Source organism: Streptomyces sp. NPDC037203, from assembly GCF_055605065.1.
Genome location: NZ_JBVJUC010000001.1, coordinates 765663 through 791013, shown reverse-complemented (window position 1 = coordinate 791013; position 25351 = coordinate 765663). Strand labels below are relative to the sequence as shown.

15 protein-coding genes, 1 pseudogene and 1 riboswitch are annotated in these 25351 nt (G+C 73.0%); of the genes and pseudogenes, 7 read left to right on the top strand and 9 right to left on the bottom strand.

Annotation, left to right across the window (positions count from 1 at the left end):
• Positions 1-26: 26 nt before the first annotated feature.
• The 5 genes and pseudogenes from ACZ7EC_RS03305 to ACZ7EC_RS03285 all read left to right on the top strand — a co-directional run bounded on the left by ACZ7EC_RS03305 (position 27) and on the right by ACZ7EC_RS03285 (position 3154).
• Positions 27-749: a FadR/GntR family transcriptional regulator gene (locus ACZ7EC_RS03305; RefSeq protein ID WP_471057132.1), complete on the top strand. Its 723-nt coding sequence runs from the start codon at positions 27-29 to the stop codon at positions 747-749.
• Positions 746-1582: a sterol desaturase family protein gene (locus ACZ7EC_RS03300; RefSeq protein WP_471057131.1), complete on the top strand. Its 837-nt coding sequence runs from the start codon at positions 746-748 to the stop codon at positions 1580-1582. The genes ACZ7EC_RS03305 and ACZ7EC_RS03300 overlap by 4 nt, the downstream gene beginning before the upstream one ends.
• A complete protein-coding gene (locus tag ACZ7EC_RS03295) occupies positions 1579-1974 on the top strand; it encodes a hypothetical protein (RefSeq protein WP_471057128.1) in 396 nt (131 codons plus the stop codon). The genes ACZ7EC_RS03300 and ACZ7EC_RS03295 overlap by 4 nt, the downstream gene beginning before the upstream one ends.
• An 8-nt stretch (positions 1975-1982) precedes the next feature.
• Positions 1983-2096 (top strand): annotated as a pseudogene (locus ACZ7EC_RS03290) (acyl-CoA dehydrogenase family protein); the annotation flags it as partial.
• Entirely contained in the window at positions 2093-3154 is a 1062-nt protein-coding gene (locus tag ACZ7EC_RS03285; RefSeq protein ID WP_471057126.1) for an enoyl-CoA hydratase/isomerase family protein, read from the top strand. The pseudogene ACZ7EC_RS03290 and the gene ACZ7EC_RS03285, both read left to right, overlap by 4 nt.
• Before the next feature lie 4 nt (positions 3155-3158).
• Here the strand turns inward: ACZ7EC_RS03285 and ACZ7EC_RS03280 are convergent, their stop codons facing one another.
• The 7 genes from ACZ7EC_RS03280 to ACZ7EC_RS03250 all read right to left on the bottom strand — a co-directional run bounded on the left by ACZ7EC_RS03280 (position 3159) and on the right by ACZ7EC_RS03250 (position 19324).
• A complete protein-coding gene (locus tag ACZ7EC_RS03280; RefSeq protein ID WP_471057123.1) occupies positions 3159-4124 on the bottom strand; it encodes an SDR family NAD(P)-dependent oxidoreductase in 966 nt (321 codons plus the stop codon).
• A 196-nt stretch (positions 4125-4320) separates the two neighbouring features.
• Positions 4321-6639, bottom strand: coding sequence for a 5-methyltetrahydropteroyltriglutamate--homocysteine S-methyltransferase (gene metE, locus ACZ7EC_RS03275; protein ID WP_471057120.1), 2319 nt, complete (start codon positions 6637-6639; stop codon positions 4321-4323).
• A 167-nt stretch (positions 6640-6806) separates the two neighbouring features.
• A riboswitch (cobalamin riboswitch) is annotated at positions 6807-7004 on the bottom strand.
• A 518-nt stretch (positions 7005-7522) separates the two neighbouring features.
• Positions 7523-8218 (bottom strand): formyltransferase family protein, encoded by a 696-nt coding sequence (locus ACZ7EC_RS03270; RefSeq protein WP_471057117.1) that lies wholly within the window; start codon positions 8216-8218, stop codon positions 7523-7525.
• The gene (locus ACZ7EC_RS03265) at positions 8215-9501 is read right to left on the bottom strand and encodes a cytochrome P450 (RefSeq protein ID WP_471057114.1); all 1287 of its coding nucleotides are present in this window, start codon (positions 9499-9501) and stop codon (positions 8215-8217) included. The genes ACZ7EC_RS03270 and ACZ7EC_RS03265 overlap by 4 nt, the downstream gene beginning before the upstream one ends.
• Positions 9502-9503: 2 nt before the next feature.
• A complete protein-coding gene (locus ACZ7EC_RS03260) occupies positions 9504-11291 on the bottom strand; it encodes a beta-ketoacyl synthase N-terminal-like domain-containing protein (protein ID WP_471057111.1) in 1788 nt (595 codons plus the stop codon).
• A 57-nt stretch (positions 11292-11348) separates the two neighbouring features.
• Positions 11349-13166 (bottom strand): non-ribosomal peptide synthetase, encoded by a 1818-nt coding sequence (locus ACZ7EC_RS03255; protein ID WP_471057108.1) that lies wholly within the window; start codon positions 13164-13166, stop codon positions 11349-11351.
• A complete protein-coding gene (locus ACZ7EC_RS03250; protein WP_471057105.1) occupies positions 13163-19324 on the bottom strand; it encodes an acyltransferase domain-containing protein in 6162 nt (2053 codons plus the stop codon). Before ACZ7EC_RS03250 ends, ACZ7EC_RS03255 begins: the two co-directional genes overlap by 4 nt.
• Positions 19325-19987: 663 nt before the next feature.
• Here ACZ7EC_RS03250 and ACZ7EC_RS03245 point away from each other — a divergent pair.
• Complete coding sequence (locus ACZ7EC_RS03245; protein WP_471057102.1) at positions 19988-21367, top strand: MFS transporter; 1380 nt, start codon at positions 19988-19990, stop codon at positions 21365-21367.
• 56 nt (positions 21368-21423) lie between these two features.
• On the top strand, positions 21424-22026 hold the full coding sequence (locus tag ACZ7EC_RS03240; protein WP_471057100.1) for an ATP-binding protein: 603 nt from the start codon (positions 21424-21426) through the stop codon (positions 22024-22026).
• On the opposite strand, the gene ACZ7EC_RS03235 is transcribed toward ACZ7EC_RS03240, so the two are convergent.
• On the bottom strand, positions 21959-22738 hold the full coding sequence (locus ACZ7EC_RS03235) for a DUF1206 domain-containing protein (RefSeq protein ID WP_471057837.1): 780 nt from the start codon (positions 22736-22738) through the stop codon (positions 21959-21961). The two genes, ACZ7EC_RS03240 and ACZ7EC_RS03235, sit on opposite strands and share 68 nt — an antisense overlap.
• A gap of 447 nt (positions 22739-23185) precedes the next feature.
• Complete coding sequence (locus ACZ7EC_RS03230; protein WP_471057097.1) at positions 23186-25156, bottom strand: ABC transporter ATP-binding protein; 1971 nt, start codon at positions 25154-25156, stop codon at positions 23186-23188.
• Positions 25157-25351 lie beyond the last annotated feature (195 nt).

The following is a 25351-nucleotide window of genomic DNA, read 5'->3' as shown; positions in this document are numbered from 1 at the left end:
TACGAACCGCGTCCACCCTGATCGCCATGACCGAGGGACACATACGGCGCGAGGCGGTCTCCGACCAGCTTTTCGCTCTGTTACGCGACAGGATTCTCGGCGGGGCGCTGCCGGCCGGCGGCGCGCTCACCGCCGAGCGGGAACTGGCGGCCGAGTTCGGGGTGAACCGGCATGCCGTACGGGAGGCCGTCAAACGCCTCCAGCAGGCCCGGCTGGTCGAGGTCAGCCATGGCGGCCGTACGCGGGTCCTGGACTGGCGGCGCACGGCCGGGCTGGAACTCGCGGTGGGTATCGCGGCGGCCGACAGCGGGCCCAGCGTGCAGGACATCGCCCGTGACGCCCTGGAGATGCGGGCGTGCATCGGCGCCGACGCCGCCCGGCTGTGCGCGCTGCGCTGCTCCGCGCGGACCGCCGCCGAGATCGCCGCGGCCGTCGAGGCGCACGCGCAGGCCGGGCCGGACCTGGCCGAGCTGGACGAGACGTATATCGCCTGGTGGCGGCTGATCGTGGAGGGCTCCGGGAACATCGCCTATCTGCTGGCCTTCAACAGCCTGGTCGGCGGCATGATCCCGGTCGCCGGAGTGCCCGCCGACCTCGGAGCGGGCGAGATCCTCGACATCGAGGCCCACCGGCGCCTGGCCGGGCACATCACGGCCCGCGAGGCCGGCGCGGCCGAGCGGCTGGCCCGCGAGCTGCTCTCGCGCGGCGTGTCCGCCGCGCCGCACACCCGGAAGGGGGCCCGCCGGTGATCCCCGCCGTGGTCTACGCGATCCCGGCGTTCGTGCTGCTGGTGGCCGTGGAGGCGCTGTCGTACCGCTTCCTGCCGGACGACGACGAGCATGGCTACGAGCTGCGCGACACCGTCACCAGCATGTCCATGGGCGCGGGCAGCCAGGTCATCGCGGTGCCCTGGAAGGTCGCGACGATCGTGGTCTACGCCGCCGCGTACACCGCCGCCCCCTGGCATCTGCCGCCGTCGTCCGGCTGGACCTGGCTGCTGCTGTTCTTCGGCGACGACCTGGCCTACTACGCCTACCACCGGGCCCACCACCGGGTACGGGTGCTGTGGGCGAGCCATGTGGTCCACCACTCCAGCCTCCACTACAACCTGTCCACCGCGCTGCGCCAGACCTGGACGCCGATGACCGGGCTGCCGTTCTGGCTGCCGCTGGCGCTGCTCGGCGTGCCGCCGTGGATGATCCTGATCGAACAGGCGGTCAGCCTCGCCTACCAGTTCTTCCTGCACACCGAGCGGGTGGACAGGCTGTGGCGCCCGGTGGAGTGGTTCTTCAACACGCCCTCGCACCACCGCGTCCACCACGGCTCCAACCAGGTGTACCTGGACCGCAATTACGGCGGCATCCTCATCGTCTGGGACCGGATCTTCCGCACGTTCGAGCCGGAGGGGGAGCGGGTGGTGTACGGGCTGACGAAGAACATCGGCACGCACAACCTGGTGCGGGTGGCCTTCCACGAGTACGCGGCCGCCTGGCGCGACGTCCGGGCCGCGGTGCGATGGCGGGACCGGGTCGGGTATGTGTTCGGGCCGCCGGGCTGGTCACCGCGCCAGTCGATGAGATGATCATCATCAAGTCCGAGTCGGGGATCCGGGGGGTAGAGGTGGGCGCAACGGTCCCGTGCCGAGTCGTCGTGTGCCGTGACTGCTGCTGCGGCAGCCCGAAGGTGACCGGCGTCGACCACGCGGCGCAGACCGCCCGGCTGGAGGCGGAGGTGCCCGTGCGGATCTCCGACTGCCTCGACGTGTGCGACCAGGCCAACGTCATCGTCGTCCAGCCCTCCGCCGCCGGCCGCGCCGCCGGCGCCCGGCCGGTGTGGCTGGGGCTCGTCAACGATCCGGACGCGACCGAGGACATCGTCGACTGGGTGCGGGCCGGGGGGCCGGGCGTGGCGCCGCTGCCGGAGATCCTCGGGCTGTACGCGTTCACGCCGCCGGGGCGGGCGGCGGACTCCTGAGGCCCGCCGGGTACGGCATCGAGAGGATCGTCGGTGACCCTCGCGTCCACCGGATCCTGGAAGGAACCAACGAGATCATGCGCGTCATCGTGGCCCGCGGCCTGACGGAGGTCCCCGGATGAGCAACGGCACGGAGGAACCCGTCCTCCTCGGCGTCACCGGCCAGGCCGCCCGCATCACCCTCAACCGGCCCGGGGCCCTCAACGCCCTCACCCATGAAATGGTCCGCCGCATCGGCGCGGCGCTGACCGGCTGGGCGGACGACCCCGCCGTGCGGACCGTCGTCATCACCGGCGCCGGGGAGCGCGGACTGTGCGCGGGCGGCGACATCCGCGCCATCCACGACGACGCCCGGTACGGCGACGGCACCGCCTCGGAGGCGTTCTGGCGCGACGAGTACCACCTCAACGCCCGTATCGCCCGCTACCCCAAGCCGTACGTCGCCCTCATGGACGGCATCGTGATGGGCGGCGGGGTCGGCGTCTCCGCGCACGGCGGCGTCCGGATCGTCACCGAGCGCTCGCGGATCGCCATGCCGGAGACCGCGATCGGCTTCATCCCCGACGTCGGCGGCACCTACCTGCTCTCCCGCGCCCCCGGCGAGCTGGGCACTCACCTCGCTCTGACGGGAGATCAGATCAGGGCCGGAGATGCCCTGTTGTGCGGACTGGCCGACCACTACGTACCGTCCGCGGCCCTGGACGCCCTGCTGGACGACCTCGCCCGGATGCCCGTGCCCGACGCCCTCGCCCGGCACGAACAACCCTTTCCCAGCGGGGAGTTGGCCGAGAAGCGGGAGTGGATCGACGCCTGCTACGGCGCCGGCACCGTCGAGGAGATCGTCGAGCGGCTGTTCGCGCACGGCGGCACGGCGGCGAAGGAGACGGCCGAGACCCTGCTCGCCAGGTCGCCCACCGCCCTCAAGGTCACCCTGGCCGCCGTCCGCCGCGCCCGGCGGCTCGGCTCCCTGGAGGAGGTCCTCGACCAGGAGTACCGCGTCTCCTGCGCCGGGCTGAGGAGCCCCGACCTGGTGGAGGGCGTCCGCGCCCGGATCATCGACAAGGACCGCGAGCCGCACTGGTCACCGGCGACCCTGGCCGAGGTCGCCGACGCCGGCGTGGAGCGCTTCTTCGCCCCGCTCGGCGACCGCGAACTCGGGCTCGTGGCACCTATGACGTGAGTCGTCACCTCCCCCCGCCGAGCAGCGGACCGGACCAGCCGGTGGTGCCGGTCAGCTTCTCGCTGGCGGCCCACAGCCGGGCCGCGACGGCCGGGTCGGCCATGTGGGGCGGGACCGGCTCGCACCGCGGCAGGCCCCGCAGCCCGAAGACCCGCGGCCCCCACAGCTGCCCTCCCTCCACCTCCGGGTCGAGGACGGCACGGACGACGGGCCATGCCCCGGCCTCCTTGCCCTGCACCAGGAGGGCGCAGGGCAGGGCGCGCAGCCGCCGGCCGGGGGTCGTCCCGCAGACCGGTGGGCGGGACGGGGTGAGGGAATCCAGCGCGCCGCCGGGGTGGGCCACCACACTGAGCATCGTGCTGCCGACGGCACGCAGCCGGCGGTCGAGTTCGAAGCCGAAGGACATCTGCGCCAGCTTCGACCGGCCGTAGGTGCGCTTGGGCCGGTAGTCCCGGACCGACTGCAGATCGCCGAGGTCGAGTCGCTCGGACCGCGCCGCGAAGCTTCCCACCGTCACGACACGGGCCGCACGCGCCGCGGACAGCAGTGGAGCGAGCCACCGGGTCAGCGCGAAGTGGCCGAGGTGGTTGGTGCCGAACATCAGCTCGTGGCCGTCCCCGGTCTCCCGGCGCGGCGGGTCGTCGAGCGCGACCCCCGCGTTGTGGACCACCGCGTCGAGACGACCGAGATCCAGCCGGTCCGCGACCGTCCTCAGGGACGACAGATCGGCAAGATCCAGCCGGAGGTGCCGCACCCGCGCGCCGGGAACGCGCGAACGGATCGAGGCCAGGGCGGCCTCCCCTTTCGCGCGGTCCCGGCTGCCGATGACGACGAGGGCGCCGGTGCCGGCGAGCTGCTCCGCGGTGAAGTAGCCGATCCCGGCGTTTCCTCCGGTGACCAGGAAGTTCCTGCCCTCGGCGGACGGCAGCCGGCGGACGTCCCACGGACGGCTCTGAGTTGCGGACGACATGATGACAGGCTCCTTGCGCTCCGAGGTGGCGTGCTCATGGGGAGCAACCTCCGACTCGTCCACGCTCGCAGCCCCCGCCGACATACCGCCGACAGATCACGCTCGCCGCCCACAGATCCCCTACGCGGGCGCGATCGCCGGTGCCGGGCGCGAGGTGCGCCCGGCACCGTGAGATCCGCGGACGGTCCGCGGACGGTCAGGCCCCGGTCAGCTCCGCGCGGACCGTACGCGCGGCGGCGACCAGGTTCTCCAGGGCGGCGCGGGTCTCCGGCCAGCCGCGGGTCTTCAGGCCGCAGTCGGGGTTGACCCACAGCCGCTCCGCCGGGATGGCCCTGAGCCCCGTGCGCAGCAGGGCGGCTGCCTCCCCGGCGCTCGGGACGCGCGGGGAGTGGATGTCGTGGACGCCGGGACCGGCCTCGCGCGGATAGCCGTGGGCGGCCAGCTCGCGGGCGACCTGCATACGGGAGCGGGCCGCCTCCAGGCTGATCACATCGGCGTCGAGATCGTCGATGGCCCCCACGATGTCGCCGAACTCCGCGTAGCACATGTGGGTGTGGATCTGGGTGTCCGGGCGCACCCCGCAGGTGCTCAGCCGGAACGCCTCGGTCGCCCAGTCCAGGTATCCGGGCCGGTCGGCGGCGCGCAGCGGCAGCGTCTCGCGCAGCGCGGGCTCGTCCACCTGGATGACCGAAGTCCCCGCCCGCTCCAGGTCGTTCACCTCGTCCCGCAGGGCGAGTGCCACCTGCCGCGCGGTGTCGGCGAGGGGCTGGTCGTCGCGGACGAAGGACCAGGCGAGCATGGTGACCGGACCGGTGAGCATCCCCTTGACCGGGCGGTCGGTGAGCGACTGGGCGTACGACGTCCAGCGCACCGTCATCGGCTCGGGGCGCGAGATGTCGCCGGCCAGGATCGGCGGCCGGACGTACCTGGTGCCGTACGACTGGACCCAGCCGTGCCGGGTGGCGACGTAGCCGGTGAGCTGTTCGGCGAAGTACTGCACCATGTCGTTGCGCTCGGCCTCGCCGTGCACCAGGACGTCCAGTCCCGCCTTCTCCTGGAAGCCGATCACCTCGCGGATCTCGGCGCGGATGCGCTCCTCGTACCCGGCGGTGTCGATCCGCCCGGCCCTCAAGTCGGCTCGGGCGGCGCGCAGTTCACCGGTCTGCGGGAACGATCCGATCGTCGTCGTGGGCAGCAGGGGCAGCCCGAGCCGGGCCCGCTGGGCGGCGGTGCGCTCGGCGTAGGGCTGCGAGCGGCGGGCGTCGGCCCCGGTGACGGCGGCCGCGCGGGCGCGCACGGCCGGGTCGTGGGTGAGGCGGGAGGAGGCCCGTGCGGCGAGGTCGGCCCGGTTGGCGGACAGCTCGGCGGCGATGGCGCCGGTGCCGAGCGTGAGCCCCTTGGCGAGGGTCGTGAGCTCCGCCGTCTTCTGCTCGGCGAAGGCGAGCCAGCGCCGGATCTGCGGGTCGATGTCGTGCTCGGCGGTCGCGTCGAGGGGGACGTGCAGCAGGGAGCAGGAGGCCGCGACGTCCACCCGGTCGGCGAGCCCGAGCAGGGTGCCGAGGGTGGCCAGGGCTTTCTCCAGGTCGGCGACCCAGATGTTGCGGCCGTCGACGACGCCCGCGACCAGGCGTTTGCCGGGCAGCCCGCCGACGGCGGCCAGCGCGTCCAGGTTCCGCGCGGCGGCCCCGGTGAAGTCCAGGGCCAGGCCCTCCACCGGCGCCTTCGCGAGCACCGGAAGGGCCTCGCCGAGCCGGTCGAAGTAGGACGCGACCAGCAGCTTCGGCCGGTCGGTGAGGGCGCCGAGGTCGCGGTAGGCGCGCTCGGCGGCGTTCAGCTCCGCCGGGGTGCGGTCCTGTACGAGGGCGGGCTCGTCGAGCTGCACCCAGTCGGCGCCGGCCGCGCGCAGGTCGGCGAGGACCTCGGCGTACACCGGCAGCAGCCGGTCCAGCAGGGTCAGCGGCTCGAAGTCCGCGGGGACGCCGGGCGCGGGCTTGGCCAGCAGCAGATAGGTCACCGGGCCCACCAGGACGGGACGGGCCGCCGCCCCGAGGGCGAGGGCCTCGGTCAGCTCGGCGACCTGCTTGCCGGAGTCGGCCGCGAAGACCGTGTCCGGACCCAACTCGGGCACCAGATAGTGGTAGTTGGTGTCGAACCACTTGGTCATCTCCAGCGGCGCCACCTCCTGGGTGCCGCGCGCCATCGCGAAGTATCCGTCCAGCGGGTCGGCGGCGACGGCCGCCCGGTGCCGGTCGGGGATCGCGCCGACCATGACGGTGGTGTCCAGGACGTGGTCGTAGTACGAGAAGTCGCCGGTCGGCACCTCGTGCAGGCCGGCCGCGGCGAGCCGGCGCCAGGCGGTGGCCCGCAACCCGGTTGCGGTGGAGCGCAGTTCGGCGGCGGTGACGCGGCCCTTCCAGTAGCCTTCGATCGCCTTCTTCAGTTCCCGGCCGGCCCCCTGGCGGGGGTAGCCGTACACGGTGGCCCGTGCTGCCGCGGTCGCGGACTCGGTGGTCACGGAGATCTCCTTCGCGAGATGAATCCCTGAGATCCCGACGGCGGGACGAGAGCGCGAAGGGGTGACGGACCGTACGGCACGGCAGCGCGGCCGTCCGCTCGGTCATGTTCGCCGACCCGCCCTCGAGGTCACCGGGATGTCCGCGCACGGGACGTCCCGCGCACGGGCAGATGGCAGGTCTTCGGACTCGCGGGCACGTCCTCAGGACACGAGGACACCTACTGGCCGTCGCTTCCCAGACCCTGTTCACCGGGTCCAGTGCGTATGACGGCGGTCGTTCCCGCTCACCGCTGCGGGGCAGTCCCGGATTCCCACCGGGTTCCCTCTTGCGACGCTCCCGCCTGGCGGACGGGGCGAACCAGCTGCACCGGCCACCCTACGGGGCGCAGAGCGCGCGTGGTGGATCACGTCCGGCATCCGGATGCCGATTCGAGACAGATTCGAGGCCGGGTCGGCTCTCGTCCGCCGGGCTCTGTGCCCCGCGGTGCGGCGGCACACGCCGGGGGATCGCGGCCGAGGTGCCGGTGTACGGCGAGGCGGGAAGCGCCGCACACGCGCTTCCCGCCCTTGACTTCCCGCGGCCGCCCGAACCGTCCGCGTGCGCACCGCGCAGAAACACCGCCGGTCGCCGTACGTGTCGACGGCCAAGGCGAGCGCGCAGTTCCGGGCCCTGGCCGCCGGTTTCGCCGGGTCCTCGGCCGTTGGCTTCGTCCGGTTCCTGGCCGTTGGCTTCGTCCGGTCCTCGGCCCCCGGCCTCGCCCGCTCCCGGCCGACGCTTCGACCCCGGCGCGCGCCTCGTCGCCGCCGTCTCCTCCCCGGCCCCCGCTCGGGCAGCCCGCGACCGGATCGTCACCGGTCGGCAACGCGGGCGGCGGTCCGCCGATCACTGCGCGTGGAGCGCCCACCTGCTGCCGTCGACGGTCTCCGAGCCCGGCAGCGCGATCAGTTCGGGCTTGAACAGCGGCGGCGCGCCCATCGCGGGCTCCCAGGTCGCCAGCTTCTCGTCCTGGGGGACCTCGATGCGGCGGCCCTTGGCGAGATCGGTGACCACTCGCACCAGCAACCGCACGCCGAGCGGGGCGAGATGCTCGCGCCACAGGGACTCCGCGGTCGAGCCCGGCGGCACGAACAGGTGCTCCTGCGCGGCGATCGGGCCCCCGTCGGTGCGCTCGGTGAGGTGGTAGACGCTGCCGCCCGTCACCTTGTCGCCGTCGCGGATCGTCCACCGGATCGCGTCCCGCCCGCGGTGCAGCGGCAGCAGACTGGGGTGGTAGCCGATGGCCGCGACGGCGGCACGGGCACGCGTCTGGCGGCCGATGAAGGCGTGCGAGTGCGCGGCGACGATCAGGTCCACCCCGTCCGGGACATGCCGCGCGCGCAGCTCGGCCGAATCCGTCCAGGGCACGCCCCTCGGATACGCCCACGCCCGCAGCCGGTCCCAGGACAGCGCGCTCGCCTCGTCGCTGTGCCCCTTGCGCAGCCGGGGGGCGGCCACGCCCGCGATCCGGTGCCCTTCCTCCTCCAGGGCGTCCGCGACCTGCACCGCGAACGCCCCCTGTCCCGAAAGGTAGATGTTCACTTCGTTGCCGCCTCCTTCATCGAGCGGGGGTCGGGCCGAAACCGCACCGGCAGCGTGGAGAACCCGGTCAGGAAGTTCGACCGGATGCGCAGCGCCTCGCCGGTCTGCTCGAAGCCGCTGGTGAAGTCCCGTAGTGCCAGAAGCAGTTCGGCAATCTCCACCCTGGCCAGGTAGGAGCCGAGGCAGAAGTGCGGGCCGTAGCCGAAGGCCAGGTGCTTGTTCGGGGTGCGGCCGAGGTCGAACTCGCCGGGACGGTCGAAGACCCGCTCGTCCCGGTTGCCGGAGGCGTGCCAGAGCGTGACGATCTCGCCGGGCCGCAGCCGGACCCCGTGCACCTCGGTCTCGCGGACCACGGTGCGGCCGAAGTGCAGGGTCGGGGACGCCCAGCGCAGCACCTCGTCCACCGCGGTGTCGACGGCGACCTCGCCGTCCTTGAGCCGCCGCCACTGTCCGGGCCGCCGCGCGAGGGTGCGCACGCCGTCGATCATCGTCAGCCGGCTGGTCTCGTCGCCGCCGATGATCAGGCTGTAGCAGTTGAGCACGATGTCCTCGTCGGACAGCGGCACCCCGTCGATCGAGCTTGCCACCAGCATGCTGATCACGTCGTCGCCCGGCGCCGCCCGCCGCTCCTCGACCATGTCCATGAAGTACAGCAGGATCTCGTTCCGGGCCATCTCCGAGTCGACCTCGTCGGCGTCCGCGCTGTCGGCCGACAGCGCCGCCTTGGTCAGGGTGAGCAGATAGTCCCGGTCCTGCTCGGGCACGCCGAGCAGGCTGGAGATCGTGGTCATCGGGATCCGGCCGGCGATGTCCTCGGCGAAGTCGCAGCCGCCCCGCTCGACCGCCTCGCGGATCAGCCGCCGGGTGTTGGCCCGCACCGCCGCCGCGACCTCGCCGAGCACCCGCGGCGAGAGCACCCGCTGGAGGATCTTGCGCAGCTCGTTGTGGCGGTGCCCGTCGGTGACGGCCAGCATCCGCCCGGCTCCCGCGTCACCGCCGCCCAGCAGCGTGACCAGCACGTTGCCGCGCTCGGAGGTGAGATGCAGGTCGTCCCGGTAGGCGGCCATGATGTCGTCGTGGCGGGAGAGCACCCAGAACCCGCGACGGCCGCCCCTCGGGGGGTTCCAGTGCACCGGGGCGGTGTCCCGCAGGGTGCGCCAGAACCCGTCGAGGTCGTGCTCCACGAAGGTGTCCGGGTCGCCCAGATCCACGGTGTCCGGTGCCGGGGAGTCCACGGTGCCGGGTGCCGGAGTGCCCGCGGTGTCCGCTGCCGGGGTGCCCACGGTCACCATTCCGTGCGCCAGAACCGGCGCGGCCGGAACGGGTAGGTGGGCAGCGGCACGCGGTGGCTCGCCTCTCCCTGGTGGAGCGCGCCGAAGTCCACCCGGTGGCCGTTCACCCAGGCGGCGGCGAGCGCGGACAGCGCCCGGTCGTCGTCCGGGGCAGCCGGTACGATCCCGTCCTCGCCCCGCGGCAGGGACTCCGCGTCCACCTGCGGCGCGGCAGCGGTCGCGACGGCCGGACCGCCCGCGGAGCCGGCGGACAGCGCCTCGATCAGCTCCTCGCGGCTGCGCACCACGGCCGCCCACCGGCGGTCCATCGCCCTGCGGCCCAGGTTGAGGCTGAAGCACACGTCGTCGAGGCGCAGACCGGGGTCGGCCAGCAGCCGGTCCCGCAGCCGGGCGCGCTGCCGTGCCAGCGCCTCGTCGTCCAGCGCGGACAGGGTGGCGAGGCGCGGCCTGCCGACGGCCTCGGGAGCACGACCGGCGAGCTCCGGGGCCTCTTCGAGCACCAGGTGCCCGTTGTAGCCGCCGCCACCGATCGCGGTGATCCCGGCCCGGCGGACCCCGGCCCGCGGTGCCCAGTCCGCCGGCTCCAGTTGCGGCACGAACGGAGTGCTGGGGAAGTCGATCTCCGGGTCGGGGTCCGTCAGGTTGATCGTCGGTACCAGCGTCCGGTGGTACAGCGCCATCGCGGCCTTCATGGTGCCGAAGCCGCCCGCCACCACCCCGCCGTGCCCGACGTTGCCCTTGACCCCGCCGATCGAGCAGGTGCCGGTCTGCTTGCCGAACGCCATGTTCACGGCGTGCACTTCGAGCTGGTCGGTGATCGGCAGCCCGAGCCCGTTGGCCTCGTACATCGACACGGTGTCCGGGGTCACGCCGCCGACCTGCATGGCGGCCGCGATGCACGCGCTGAGCCGCTCGGGCTGCGCCAGACCGTAGGCCATCGCGCTGACCCCGTTATTGTTGATGGCCGAGCCCTTGACCACCGCGTAGACGTGGTCCCGGTCGGCGACGGCCTGGCCGAGCGGCTTGAGCAGCATGGTGACGACCCCGCTGGACAGCGCCGCGCCGGTGCCGTTCGCGTCGAAGGGGCGGCAGTGGCCGTCCCGCGACAGGATCCGGCCCTCCTCCCACAGATGCCCGCGCGGGTGCGGCAGCCGGACCATCGCGCCGCCGGCGATCGCCATGTCGGTCTGGCCCAGCAGCAGCGACTGGCAGGCCAGGTGCACCGCGTAGTGGAAGCCGGCGCAGGCGGTGGTGACGGTGACGGCCTCGCCGGTCAGCCCGATGTAGTACAGCGCGTTGGACGTCATGGTGTCCGGCGACCACGCCAGGCCGTGTTCGATCGCCTCGGGCCCGACCGACACCCGGTCCGGTGGAGTGCCGTAAAGCGCCGCGGTCTGGGGGTTGTTGGCGCCGTAGATCCCCACCTCGCCCGGTACCCGGTCCGGGTCGTACCCGCCGTCCTCCAGCGCCTCCCAGGCGCTCTCCACGAACAGCCGGTTCTCCGGGGTCATCGCGGCCGCCATCCGGTCGCTGATGCCGAACACCGACGGGTCGAACGCGTCGTACCCGTCGAGTGTGCCGCAAGCCCGCACGTAGTACGGGTTGTTGATCAGGGTCTCGTCGACCTTGATCTCGTCCTTCTCCAGGAACCGCACGGACTCCCTGCCGTGCAGGAGGTTGTCCCAGAACTGTTCCTTGGTGCGGGCACCGGGCGCCTTGCACGCGATGCCGATGACGGCCACGTCGCCCGGATCGTAGTCCTGCTCGGGATGTTCGGACATGAGGGGCTCCTGCTCAAGTGGGTGGAAAAGAGGCTCGGTTACCGGTGCGCGGACCGCTCAGTTGCCGGTGGCGGAGGCACGGCCGCGCAGTGCGGCGCGGCGGACGGCGGCGCGGCGGCGGGCCGACTCCACCACCTCGGGGACGGCGTCGCCGTCCTCGTCGAGCCACCGGCCCAGCGCGTGGATGTCGCGGAAGCGGAAGAGGTCGGGCACCCGGACGCGGCGGTCGAAGCGCCGGGTCATCAGCCGGGCCAGCCGTACCAGCAGCAGCGAGTCGCCGCCGAGGTCGTAGAAGGCGGCCCGGACGTCGATGCCCGCCGGTTCCAGGCCGAGCAACTGGCCCCAGATCTCCGCCAGCGCCACCTCCGTCGGCGTGCCCGCGGCCGTCACGGGCCCGGCGTCGGCGGCCGGCGGCTCGGGCAGCGCGGCACGGTCGAGTTTCCCGCCCGGCGTCAGCGGCAGCTCGTCCAGGACCACGATCGCCTGCGGCACCATGTACTCGGGCAGCTCGGCCGCGAGCTTGCCGGTGACGGCGGCCTGCAGCCCCGCGTCCAGCCGGGCGCCACCGCCCCCGGCCGCGTCCCCGGTCACGACGTAGCCGACCAGCCTGCGCCCCCGTACGACGGCCGCGGCCTCCCGGACCTCCGGGCAGCCGGTCAGCCGGGCCTCGACCTCCTCCAGCTCGATGCGGTGGCCGCGCACCTTGACCTGGTTGTCTGTTCGACCGACGAACTCCAGTTCGCCGTTGTCGCTCGCCACGACGACATCGCCGGTACGGTACATGCGCCCGTCGCCCGCGAACGGGTCCGGCAGAAACCGTTCGGCGGTGGCCTCGGGCCGGTTGAGATAGCCGTGCGCGACGCCCGCGCCGCCGAGGTACAGCTCACCGGGGACACCCGCCGGCACCGGCTCGCGGTTCTCGTCCAGCACGTAGAGCCGGGCACCTTCCGCCGGCGCGCCGATCGTGGGCTCGCCGGTCCCGTCCCTCGGCACCGGACCCAGTGTGCAGAACACGGTCCCCTCGGTGGGGCCGTAGGCGTTGAAGACCTCGGCGCCGGTCTCCGCGTACACCCGGTCCACCAGCTTGCGGCGCAGGGGCTCGCCGCCGAACACGACCGTGCGCAGGTTCGGCGGCAGCCCGCCCGCGTCCAGGAGGGCGTTCGTCACCGACGGGATGGCGTGCAGCAGGGTGACCTTGTCCGCGTACGGGCTCTCCGGCAGGTGGACGGTGCTCTCCACGAGCACGAGGGCGGCCCCCCGGCTCAGCGCGGGGAAGATCTCCATCACGGACATGTCGAAGCAGATCGAGCTGGCCGCGGAGACACCGCCGAGGTCCCGGTCGCCGAGTACCCGGTCCCAGGCGGACAGCATGGCCGCGCAGCCGCCGTGCCGGACCGCCACACCCTTGGGCCGGCCGGTGGAGCCCGAGGTGTAGATCACGTAGGCGGTGTCCTCGGGCACGACCGGTACGGGCTTGTCACCGGGCTCGGTCGTCACGGCCGCGTCCAGCACGACCACGGTCGGACCCGCCGGGCAGCTCGCGCGGGACGCGGGCGTGGTCAGCAGCAGGTTCGTGCCGCTGTCGCGGACCATGAGGTCCAGCCGCTCGGCCGGGTACCTCGGGTCCAGCGGCACATAGCAGGAGCCGGCGCGCAGGACGGCCAGGATGCCGACCACGAGGTCGGGTGTGCGCTCGACGCAGACCCCGACCGGGACTCCGGGCCCCGCACCCTCGGCGCCGAGCCGTTCCGCCAACTCCCGTGATCTCACGTCCAGTTCGCGGTAGGTCAGCACGCCGGCCTCGGAGTAGACCGCGGTGGCGTCCGGGGTCCGCTCGGCCTGGGCGACGAACCTGGTGTGCAGGGTCTGGGTCACTGGTCCGTCTCCTTGGGGCGGTCGGCCGGCGCGATGGCGTCGAGTGGCAGTCCGGGATGGGCGATCGAGTCGAAAAGCACGGTGCGGTAGAGCGCGAGCAGTGCCGTCACGGTCCGCTTCTCCAGATAGCTCGGTTTGTACTGGACGTGGCCGACCACCTCGCCGCCGATCTCGGCCATCGAGATCTCCAGGTCGAACTTGGCGAGGTGCCTGCGTACCGGCAGCGGCTCCAGCGGCAGCGCGCCCTGCGGCGCGATGGTGTCGCCGATGCCGTGAAAGAGCTTCACGGACCGCGGAAAGGCGTCCGAGGAGAGCCAGTTGAGGACCACGTCGAACCACGGTGAGCGACCCTCGGCACGCGGGGGCTTCAGCTCGGCCGCCAGCAGGTCGAGCGGGTAGTTCATGTGCTCCAGCAGGCCGAGCGAGAACGCGTGCACCTCGCGCAGCAGCTCCCGGAAGCCGCGGTCACCGGCCGGTTTCGCCCGCACCAGCACCGTGTTCAGGTAGTAGCCGATCGCGGACTCCCAGCCGGGCTCGCCGCGTTGGGCGATGGCGGTGGCGAGCACGGAGTCCTCGACGCCGGCCGCGCGGTTGAGCGTCGCGAAGAATCCGGCCAGCACCACGGTGCTCACCGACACCCCCTCGCGGACCGCGAACTCCCGCAGCGTCCGGCTCTCTTCGGCGCTCCAGCGGAAGGTGAGGTCGCGGCCCTCGTAGGTGACGCCGGGCGGGCGCTCCACAGGGGACAGGTCGAGATGGGCGGGCGGGTCGGCGAGCCGCCGCGACCACCAGTCCAGCGCCGCGTCGGCCGCCGGACCGGCCAGCCACTGCCGCTCCCACTCCACGAACTCCGTGTACGGGGCGACCGGTTCGCAGCTCGCTGGGTCGACCCCCTCGTAGAACTGCTGGAGTTCGCGGATCATCACGTCGGCCGAGGCCGCGTCCGAGGCGATGTGGTGGACGAGGACCAGGAGATAGTGGTCGGCGGGGCCGCGCCTCATCAGGACGACACGCACCAGCGGCCCGTTGTCCAGGTCCAGCGGCATGTGGCCGTACACGGCGAGTTCCTCGCGGGCCTGCTCGTCGTCCAGGTGGGTGCTGTCCGCGACGAGGAACTCGTACTCCGGCTCGTCGAGGATCACCTGGTACGGGCTGCCGCCCGCCTCCGCGAAGATCGTGCGCAGCGCGGGATGCCGCCGCATCACCGCCTGTACGGCGCGCTCCAGCGCGGGCGCGTCGACCTCGGCGCGGACACGGGCGGCCACCATGAAGTTGTACGGCACGGCGTCCGGCGCGATCTGCTGCATGAACCACAGCGAGGCCTGCCCGTGCGACGCCGGAGCCAGCCGGAACCCCAGCCCCTCGGCGTGGAGTTGATCGAGGGCGGGGGCGTCGGTGGGGTCGAGGAGACCGCGCCCGGCGAGTTCGTCCAGGAGTTCCTCGGCGTCCAGTTCGGAGAGGGTGTCGAGAGGGATGCGGGGTGGGGCGGGGGCGGGCTGGGCGGGCCGGACCGGAGTGGGCGGCGCCGGAGCGGGCGGGGCCTGTACGGGGGGTGCCGTCACGTGCGGGACCTGTGCGGGCGCAGCCGGTGCGACCGCCGAAGTCCCGGCCGCCGCCGCCCCCGCACCCGCCCCGCCGACCACCTCGCCGAGATGGCCCACGATCTCGGAGATGGTGCGCCCGTCGAGGAACACCACCGGCGACACCCGCTGTCCGAACAGCGACTGCACCCGGTTGACCAGCCGGATGGCCAGCATCGAGTCGAGGCCGAAGTCGCGCAGGCTCGCCCCCGCGTCGAACCGGTCCTCCGGCACGCCCAGCACCTCGGCGATCTCGGCGAGGACCAGCTCCTCCACCGACCTGCCCGGCACGCTCGTACCGTCCTGCCCGGCCGCCACAGGCGCCATGGCGGCAGCCGGGCGGGCCGGCTCACTGGCCGCAGCCGGTACGCCCGATACGGCCGGTGCGGGCACGGCGGCATCGACGCGCGGCGCGGTGTCCAGCCAGTAGCTCTCCTTCTGCCACTGCACCAGCGGGGTCTGAACGACCTCGGCATCCTCGGGGAACAGCGCGTCGAAACTCATCGGCACGCCCCGGACGTACAGCGAGGCGGCCGCCTCCAGCAGACAGCGCGCATCGCTCTCGCCGCGCCGCAGGGAGTTGACCGCGTGCACCCGTGCGCCGCGGGTCAGCGCGATCTCCTCGACCGCGCCGCGCAGCGTCTCGTGCGGGCCGATCTCCACGAAGACGCCGACGCCGTCCTCGACCAGTGCGCCGATCGTCTCGGCGAACCGGACCTGGTCGCGGAGATTGTGCACCCAGTAATCGGCGTCCGGGACCGGGTTGACCGCACCGGCGAGTGCCGTGGAGTGGAAGTCGATGGTGCCGCCGGCCGACGGGGTGATGCCGTCGAGGAGTTCACGCAGCGGCCCGGTCAGCGGGTCCATGCCGGGGCTGTGCACCGGCCGTTCGACCCTGATGTTCCTGGTCGAGACGCCGGCCGCCCGCAGGTCCGCCTCCAGGGCGCGGACCGCCTCGACAGAGCCCGAAACCGCCGCGCTGGTCGGGCTGTTGACCACGGCGACGGCCGCGTGCCCGGTGTACGGCGCGAGCCACGGCAGCAGCTCCCGCTCCGGCAGGTCGACCGAGATCATGGCACCGGGGGCCGCCTTGTGTTCGAGCAGATGCGACCGCGCCACGACGACCCGTGCGGCGTCGTCCAGCGACAGCGCTCCCGCGACACACGCGGCCGCGACCTCGCCCAGGCTGTGCCCGACGACGGCGGCCGGTCGGATGCCGAGCCCCAGCCAGACCTGCGCCAGCGACACCTGGAGGGCGAACAGCACCGGCTGCTGGTAGTCCATCTCCGCGAACCGGGCCTCGTCTTCCGGGGCGTCGAGCTGTTCGAGCACCGAGCAGCCGCCGGCCGCGCGCACGGCGGTGTCGCAGGCGTGCATCCAGGTGCGGAACCCGGCGTGCGTGCGCAGCAACTCCCGTCCCATGCCCACCCATTGGGTCCCGCCGCCGGAGAACACCAGCGCCACCCGGCGGTCGGCGTTGCCGGACACCGTGCCGGTGAGGACTCCGGGGTGCGGGCGGCCGGCGGCGACGTGCGCGAGCCCGTCCAGCACGTCCTGACGGCCGGTGGCGAGCAGCGCCACCCGGTGGTTGAGGTGGGTGCGCCGGGTCGCGAGCGTGTAGGCGAGGTCGGTCACCCGCAGGTCCGCGTCGCGTTCGACATGGTTGGACAGCGCCCGGCAGGTGTCGGCGAGCGCGGCCGGCGAGTGCGCGGAGACCGGTACGAGACGCGGGGCGCCGTCGCCGGCGGGGGCGCCGTGGACCGGTGCGAAGGTCGGCGCGGGGGCGCCCTGGACCGGTGCGGCGTGCCGTCCCCGGTCTCCCGCGAGGAACGGACTCGGCGTGACGGGGTGCCCGGCGGCGTACAGCGCGCCGAGGGAACCCAGCAGGGTCTGGGCCTCGTCGGCGCCGCGCCGCAGCGAGGGCAGGGTGAGCGCGTCGAGGAGCTGCGAGGCGGACTTGAGCAGGAGCGGGTGCGGGGAGAGTTCGACCACTGCGTCGATGTCGTACTCGCGCAACGTCGTCAGGGCGCCCACCACCTGGATCTCGCGGCGCAGGTTGTCCGCCCAGTAGTCGGGCCCGAGTTCGGCGCCGTCGACGCGCTCGCCGGTGACCGTCGAGATCATCGGGACGCGGGTGGTCCGGGGCCGCAGGCCGTCGAGTTCGGCACGCAGCGGGGCGAGGACGTGGTCGACCAGGGGGGAGTGGGGCGCGTGGCCCATCCGCACCCGATGGGTCGTGACGCCCTCCCCGGTCAGCCGCTGGACGAGCGCGTCGATCTCCTGCGGGGTGCCGGTGACCAGCGTGGCGTCCGGTCCGTTGTGCCCGGAGACGGTGAGCCGCCCGGTCAGGTACGGCTGGACGGATGCCGCGTCGGTCGTGACGACGATGCCCTCGCCGCGGCCGACGGCCAGCTGCTGGAGCAGTCGGCCGTGGCAGGCGGCGAGGCGCGAGGCGTCCTCGAAGTCGAGCGCCCCGGCGATGTGCGAGGCGGCGAACTCGCCGACGCTCTGGCCCACGACGACATCCGGCTCCACACCCAGGGAGCGCCAGGCGTCGGCCAGCGCGAGCTGCATGCAGAACAGCAGCGGCTGGAAGACGTCCATGTCGTCCAAGCGTCCGTCGGCGGCGAGGAGGTGGTCCACCGGGGAGAAGCCCAGCAGCTCCCGCATGCGCCGGTCGGAGCGCATCATGGACCGCCGGAACACGGGCATCCCGGCGAGCAGCTGCCGCCCCATGCCCACCCACTGGGAGCCGTTGCCGGAGAAGAGGAACGCCACCCGCGGCCTGCGCGCGCCCGCCTGACCGGCGCTGAGTCCGGCGGCCGTCGTACCGTCGGCGAACGCGTCCAACTGCGACCGGAGTTCAGCCATGTCGCGGGCGGCGGCGGCGAGCCGGAACCTGCCCTCGCCGGGCGCCCGGCCGCAGACCGCCCGCAGATCCTGCTCGTCCCGCAGCGCACGGGCCCGTTCGGCCAGCGCCTCCGGAGAGTCCCCGGCCAGCAGCAGCAGCCTGCCCTCGGGGCGCGGCAGCTCCTCGACGGCGACATGGCAGATCGCGCCGCCGAACCCGAACGAGCTGACGCCCCCGCGGCGCGCGTCGGACCGGCGCGGCCACGCCGTCAGCCGGTCCTGCACGGTGAGCCCGTACTCCTCGAAGAGGATCTGCGGGTTCGGGGCGGCGTAGTGCAGGCTCGCCGGGAGCACCCCGTTGCGGATCGAGAGCGCCAGTTTGACCAGCCCGACGATGCCGGCCGCCGCCTCCAGATGCCCGACGTTGGACTTGACGGAGCCCAGCCGCAGCGGCACCGGCCGGTCGCCGCCCAGGACCGCGCCGATGGCGTTCGCCTCGATCGGATCGCCCAGCGGCGTCGCGGAGCCGTGGCACTCGATGTAGTCCACGAGGGCCGGCGCGATCCCGGCCCGCCGGTACGCGGTGCGCAGCATCAGCTCCTGCGCCTGGGGACTCGGCGCGGTCATGCCGTTGCTCAGGCCGTCGTTGTTGGCCGAACTCCCCTTGATCACGCAGTAGACGGGAAGTTCGCGTTCGAGGGCCACGCTGAGCGGGGCGAGTACGACGACCCCGGCGCCCTCGCCGCGGACGTAGCCGTCGGCGCGCGCGTCGAACGGCTTGCAGCGGCCGTCCGGGGCGAGCGCGCCCATCGCGTCCATGGCGGTGTAGTAGTCGGAGACGAAGCTCAGGTTCACGCCACCGGCCAGCACCAGCTCGCTCTCACCCATCCAGATGGACTGGCAGCCGAGGTGGACCGAGACCAGGGATCCGGCGCAGGCGGCGTCGATGGCCATGCTCGGGCCCTGGAGCCCGAGGATGTAGGAGACCCGGTTGGCGATGATGCCGTCGTGCATGCCGGTCGCGGTGTGCGGGGTGATCTGGCTGCCGGGTCCCCGGTAGTGCGCGAGCGCCGCGTAGTCGCCCCAGCAGGAGGCCATGAACACGCCGGTGTCGCTGCCGACCAGGCCGAGCGGCGGGACACCCGCGTCCTCCAGCGCCTCCCAGGCCAGCTCCAGGATCAGCCGCTGCTGCGGGTCCATCTGCACGGCTTCCGTGGGCGAGATGCCGAAGAACAGCGGGTCGAACCGGTCGATACCGTCGATGAACCCGCCGTAGCGCACCGAGTCGCCCAGCAGCCCGCGCCGCGCGGCCGGCACCGGCCCGACCGCGTCCCGCCCATCGGTCAGCAGTCGCCAGAACGAGGTGGGATCAGGGCCACCGGGGAACCGGCAGCCGATGCCTACGATCGCGACCGGCTCGTACGAGGGGCCACGGCGGTCCCGGCCGGGGGCGGCGGCCTCCGGTGCGGCGGGCGGGCCCTCGACCAGCGCCCGGCTCAGCTCGTCGACGGTCGGATACTGCCACATCCAGGTGACCGGAACCGGCCGCCCGAGAAACGTCGACAAGGAGGCGGCGAGCGTCGCCGCCTTGGCCGAATCCAGGCCGTACTGGTGCATCGGCGCCCAGCGGTCCACCGCGTCCCTGGAGACGTCCAGCAGCTCCACGAAGCGGGATAGCAGGAAGTCTGTGACGGCGCGCACATCGCGCGCCCCGCGTTCTTGGGGCATGTCGCCTCCTCGGCAAGGCGGATGGAACGGGCCGGACGGCCCGGAAGCGGGAGATGGTTCACGGACACAGAGGTTCGTTCAGCCGCGCCGCGCGCCCGACGCGTCACCACACACGCGAAATCAGCCAACAGGCTTTGAAGGGAAAGGGGTTGGAGGAAGGTCCGAGCGATCGTGCGTCCGTGGTCGGCGGACGGCTAGCGGCTCACGCTCGACGGATCGTGCGGCCCCGTACACACCGGCGGAACCGACGAGAACCCAATGACTGCACTGAACCGCCCTCGTTGAGTCATCCCGACAGAATCAGCTCACGGTCAGTTGCGTTGACTATGGCGACATGCACGCGGAACCCCCCGCCCGCACGGCCACTGCCGACGGGAGTCACGGTCCGCTTCACCCCGGACGGACCGCCTGACGAGGAGCTCACCCGATCGGCGAACGTCAGCCTGCCATCCGGTGACGGGTGGGGCAAGAGTGCCTGCTGGCCGGAACTCGCACTGGCAAGAATTGGCTCCCGTGTGGCCGATTCGCCGGCTTGCGCGCTGGCGAACCGTATGAACTGCGCCGTGTTTCAAGCCACTTGGAATACGCGCGATTGACCTGAGTGGGACGTGGTGATCGTCTTAGGGAGTTCGTGTCCCGCGGGGGAGAGGGAGCAGCACCGCCATGCTCAACACATCGGCACAGGACCGGGCCTTGTCGTACCGGCCGGGCCTCGCCCTCGGGGTGCTGGCCGGGGCGCTCGCCCTGGACCTCAGCGGCATGGCCGTACTGAACGCGGCCCTGCCGTCCGTCGGGGCACGCTTCGACCTGCGCGACACCACGCTCCAGTGGGTCATGACGGCCTACTCCGTCACCTTCGCCGGATTCCTGCTGGTGGGCGGCCGGCTGGCCGATGTGTTCGGCCGGCGCCGGGTCTTCGAGGCCGGGGTCGCGCTGTTCACGGTGGCCGCGCTGGCCGGGGCGCTGGCGCCGGACGGCGCGGTGCTGCTCGGCGCTCGGGCGGTCCAGGGCATCGGCGCGGCCCTGTCGGGCCCGGCGGCGCTCGCCCTGCTGACCGAGGTGTTCCCGGAGGGGCCGAGCCGGGGCCGGGCGCTGGGCGTGTACGCGGCGGTCGGCGCGGCCAGCTTCAGCGGCGGCATGCTGCTGGGCGGCGTACTGACCGAATTCCTCGGCTGGCGCTCGGTGCTGTGGTTCTCGGTGCTGCTCGGCGCGCTGGTGCTCGCGGTCACCCGGTCCGGACTGCCCGGCGGGGCGGGCACCAGGGTCCCGCTGGACATGGCAGGCGCGATATCCGGCACCCTCGGGCTCGCGCTCCTCGTCGTGGGCGTGAGCCTGGGCGGCGTGTGGGCCTGGGCGCTCATCGCCGCGGCCGCGGTCTTCCTGGTGATCTTCGCCGTCCACGAACACCGCACGCCGGACCCGCTGTTGCCCCTCGCTCTCTTCCGCATCCCCTCGGTACGGCTCGCCACGGCGGCGGCGTTCCTCCAGTACACGGCGTCGGTCGCGATCGTGTTCTTCGCGCCGCTGTATCTCCAGGGCATGCTGGGATACTCCCCGGTCGAATCCGGCCTCTCCCTGGTCCCGATGTCCCTGACGGTCTTCCTCACCGCCAACTTCGCCACCGGACGCCTGCTCGCCAGGTACGGCCCGCGCGCCCTGATGGCAACCGGACTCCTGCTGATCGGCGCGGGGACGGCCCTGTGGATCACCACACCGGCGCACGGGAACTACCTGCTGCACGTGCTGCCCGGCCTGGTGATCAGCGGCTTCGGCCAGGGCCTGAACTTCCCCGCCATGACCACCTCCGGCCTCACCGACGTCCCCCCGAACCAGCACGCCGTCGCCGGCGCGGTCAATGTCGTGGCCCAGCAGATCGGCTCCAGCGCGGGTGTCGCCGCCCTGGTCCTGCTCGCGGCGACCACCGGCAGCCGGCTCGGCGGCTACCACCTGGCGTACTTGGTGGCGGGCATCGCCTGTGCGATCGGCGCCGGGGGCATCGCGCTCGCTCGCCAGCGGACCGGAGCGCGGGCCGCCGCGAGGTGAGAAACGCCGCGTGGATCCGGGGCATGGAGTCCGGCGCGCGGGGTAGGGACCGCCAGGTGAACGCAGCGCCCACGATCCGCACGGCGCCCGGCTCCCGTATCTGCGGCGGCCGGCCCGCCGCCGCCCGAGCGCGGTCCGCGACCGCCGAGTTCGACTCGAACCCCGGTTGCATCGCCGCGGCACGGCAGGAGGCGGTACGGTTCCTGAGCCGCGTCCGGACCGAACACGGCATCGCGGTCTCCGCGCGGGCCCTCGACCTCACCCGGCTCGTCGTCAGCGAAATGGTCACCAACGCCTGCAAGTACGCTCCGGGGCCGATCGCGATGGACCTGCGGATCACGGGTGGTCGGACCGTGGATGGCCGTTTCTCGGGTGGCCGGATCGAGATTTCGGTGCGGGACTCCGTTCCCGTCCCCCCGGTGGTCCGGGCCGCCGAACCCCGGCGGGTGGGTCAGCACGGGCTGGAGATCGTCCTGGCCGTCGCCGAGTCGTACGAGATACGGCCCGAGCCGCCGGGCAAGCGGATCACCGTCCGGATCGCCCTCGCGGACACCGGGGGCGCCGGACCCCGCGCGGCTCCGGCGCCCGCTGTCACAGCCGCTGCCACCGCGCGGCGCACCACGAGAAGACACCGAACGCCATCAAGCCCAGCGCGATGAGGGCCAGCAGCCAGGGGCCGGCCGGCAGATCACGGAAGGAGCGCAGGGTGTCGTCCACGCCCTTCGCCTCGCCGGGGCGGTGCCGGGCGGCCGCGACGACGGCGAACCCGCCCGCCACGGCGAAGACGACGCCCTGCGCGGTGCCGCCGACCACGCCGAAGAAGTCAGTGAACCGCCTGGTCCGCGGGGACATGGCGTCGGTCCGCAGCTGCCGGCGGAACTTCCTGCGCAGCGCCCGTACCGACATCCACAGTCCGATGATCACCACGGCCACGCCTCCGAGGCCCACGAGCCACTGCCCGGCCGGCCACCGCAGGGCCATGGCCGTGACATCCCGTGTGCTGCGGTCCGAGGACCCGCTGCCGCTGCCCCGGCTGCCGACCGCGTAGGCCAGCACCGAGAAGGACAGGAAGGCGTAGAAGACACACCGGCCCAGCGACGCCAGGCGCTTCGACGGCTTGCCCGCCTCTGGCCCGGCCCCGCCGAACACCGCCTCCGACAGCCGCCACAGCCCCATACCGGCAAGCGCCGCGCCGACGATCCAGAGCAGCGCCACCCCGAAGGGCCGATGGGCCAGCTCCTCCAGGGCGCCGCCCCGGTCGGCCTGCTGCCGTCCTCCGTCGCCGCCGAAGGCGATCCGCAGCGCGATGACGCCCACCAGGACGTGGATCAGCCCACGGGCGGCGAAGCCGGAGCGGGCCGCCACCGCCATCGCCTTGCCGTCCGCGGCCCGGCGCACCTGGCCGCGACCGCGCGGTGCCCATGTCCGGGCCCATGACCGTGCATCCATATTCCGCCGGTGCCCCGAAGTCCCCGGCCGACACCTCGGCACCCGGTCAACGGCGACTGGCGGCCAGGGCGTGGAGACCTGACGGACCTCCGCGGCGGCCTGCGCGCACGACGTCGTGGAGCCCTCGTCGAAGGTGAAGCAGCGGGCGACCAGGAGGTCCTCGGCGCCGGCGATCCCGGCGTGCGCGAGCTGCCGGTTCCGCTCATCGAGGGCGGACGAGGCGTCCAGGGCGAGCGAGCCTCTGGGAACGTGGGGACGGCTCTCCGCTTCCCCGTCCGACGCGGCTGCTTCACGCCGTGCGGATATCTCCTGAAACGAGGTCACCGACTGGCCTCCTTGTCTGCCCTCACCTGTGAGCGGCGGTCGCCGTCAGAGCGGCTTCCCGTGGTCGGCGACGGCGGGGGAGCCGGGGCGGGGAATGGCGGCGGTGGGAGCGTACTGGGCGGCCTGCGCGTCGAACATCGCGGCGTAGCGCCCCTGGGCGGCCATGAGTTCGTGGTGGCTGCCGTGCTCGACGAGCCGTCCGTGGTGCAGGACGTGGATGCGGTCGGCGTGGCGGACCCCGGACATGCGGTGGGTGACCAGGACGACGGCCCGGTTCGGCGCGGCGAGCCGGCGGATGCGCTCGAACGCGGCGATCTCGGCCTCCGGGTCGAGGGCGGAGGTGGGCTCGTCCACGATGAGCACGCCGTCGGCGTCCGAGGTGGAACTGCGCCAGTGGGTCCGGGCGAGGCCGATCTTCTGCCACTCGCCGCCGGACAGTTCGCTCGCGCCGCGGAACATCCGGGCCAGCAGGCTGCGCAGCCCGTCGGGGAGCTTCGCGACGACCGGTCCCGCGCCCGCGTAGTCGACGGACGGCTGAAGGTCCTCAGGATCGGCCGCCCGGCCCGGCCGGCCGATCCGGATGTTCAACGCCGCCGTCACGGGCCAGCGCTGGAAGTCCTGGGTGAGCAGCGCGACGCGCTCGAAGACCTCGAAGCGGTCCAGGGCGGCGATGTCGGCCTCACCCCACCGCACGGTCCCGCTCTGCGGCAGCAGCAGGCCCGACAGCACCTTCATCAGCGTGCTCTTGCCGGAGCCGTTCTCGCCGACCACGGCGGTCACCGAGCCCATGGGCAGCGTGAGGGTCACCCCGTCCAGGGCGGGGGCCTCACGGTCGGGATAGCGGTAGCTCACCTTCTCCAGGACGACCTGCCGCACCCGTGCCGGGACGGGATCGCCCCCGCTGGGGATGGTGCGCCGGGCCGCCTCGGCCAGGAACCGGGAGTGGTCGCGGACGTAGAGGGACTCCTCGTGCAACTGGTTGACGTTCATCACCAGCGTGCCCAGGCTCGCCGAGCCGGACCGGACGGCGATGACGGCGGTCCCCGCCACGGCCAGACTCATGTGCCCGCTCATGATCAGCCAGAACATGGCCGCGTACGTCGCCGCCATGGCGAGACCGGACAGCGCGGCGGCCACCCACTCGGTGACGGCCTTGCCGGTGGCCAGCCGCTCCTGCTCGGCCTCGGCGCTCTCGGCCATCCGCTCGTAGCGGCTGAGCAGGAACGGACCGACGGCGTGGATGCGCACCTCCTGCGCCGCGCTGCGCTCGGTGAGCAGGTTGCCGATCAGGCGGCTGGCCCGCACGTGCTCGACCCAGCTCATCACCGACACGTACCGCTCCTGCGCCACCCGCATCGCGCCCCAGCCGCGCGGCGCCGCGATCAGGACCAGCAGCGGCAGCAGGGCCGGGTGGAGGATGGTGAGCACGCCGGCCGTGGAGATCAGGGAGATGACACCGTTCAGCGCGGCCACACAGGCGCTGATCATGCGGCGGGCGGACCCCGCGCCGTACTGGGCGACATCGATCAGCCGCCGGAACTCCGGGTCCTCGATGGCCTCAAGCTCGACCGACGCGGCGGCGGCCAGGTACTGGGTCGTGGCGATCCGCTCCACCAGCGGCTCCAGCCGGCCCGCCCGCGAGGTCGACCATCCGGCCAGGCCCGAGTTGACGACGGCGGCTCCGGCGGCGGCGAGCAGTCCGGGCAGGACGGCGTGCAGCCGCTGCTCGGGGGTGCCGGAGCCGAGCAGCGCGTGCATGACGGCGTTGACCGCGAGCAGCCCGACGGCCGCGGCGAGGCCCTGACCGATCTCGCTGACGGCGACCGTGAGCAGTGCGCGGCGGTCCGCCTGCCACGCCATCCGCAAGGTCGCCCCGACCAGCCGCGGCATGGAGCGCAGCGCCGACATCATCGTCAGATCGAGCCAGGCCCGCTCGTGTTCCGACCAGCCCGAGTCGTACCGCAGAGGACCGCCGAAAAGCTCCCGCTCGGCGTCGGAGACCTCCGGCTCCGCCATCCGCACGCGTCCGAAGAACCTCTTCACAGGGCGCCCCCCGGAGCGCCGGCGTGGGCAGCCACCGCGCCGGGACGACCGTGATCATCCGTATGTGCTGGTGCTTTGATCAAAATCAAGGTGTCCCCCTCGGCGAGTGCGTGGCTGCTCCTCGGGGTCAACGAACCTGCCGGGATTTCGAACACATGTGTTTCGGTC

Coding starts and splice junctions, on each gene's coding strand:
- ACZ7EC_RS03285 (WP_471057126.1), top strand. CDS start 2,093: ATGAGCAACGGCACGGAGGAACCCGTCCTCCTCGGCGTCACCGGCCAG.
- ACZ7EC_RS03245 (WP_471057102.1), top strand. CDS start 19,988: ATGCTCAACACATCGGCACAGGACCGGGCCTTGTCGTACCGGCCGGGC.
- ACZ7EC_RS03305 (WP_471057132.1), top strand. CDS start 27: ATGACCGAGGGACACATACGGCGCGAGGCGGTCTCCGACCAGCTTTTC.
- ACZ7EC_RS03235 (WP_471057837.1), bottom strand. CDS start 22,738: ATGGCGGTGGCGGCCCGCTCCGGCTTCGCCGCCCGTGGGCTGATCCAC.
- ACZ7EC_RS03280 (WP_471057123.1), bottom strand. CDS start 4,124: ATGTCGTCCGCAACTCAGAGCCGTCCGTGGGACGTCCGCCGGCTGCCG.
- ACZ7EC_RS03230 (WP_471057097.1), bottom strand. CDS start 25,156: ATGGCGGAGCCGGAGGTCTCCGACGCCGAGCGGGAGCTTTTCGGCGGT.
- ACZ7EC_RS03295 (WP_471057128.1), top strand. CDS start 1,579: ATGATCATCATCAAGTCCGAGTCGGGGATCCGGGGGGTAGAGGTGGGC.
- ACZ7EC_RS03250 (WP_471057105.1), bottom strand. CDS start 19,324: ATGCCCCAAGAACGCGGGGCGCGCGATGTGCGCGCCGTCACAGACTTC.
- ACZ7EC_RS03260 (WP_471057111.1), bottom strand. CDS start 11,291: ATGTCCGAACATCCCGAGCAGGACTACGATCCGGGCGACGTGGCCGTC.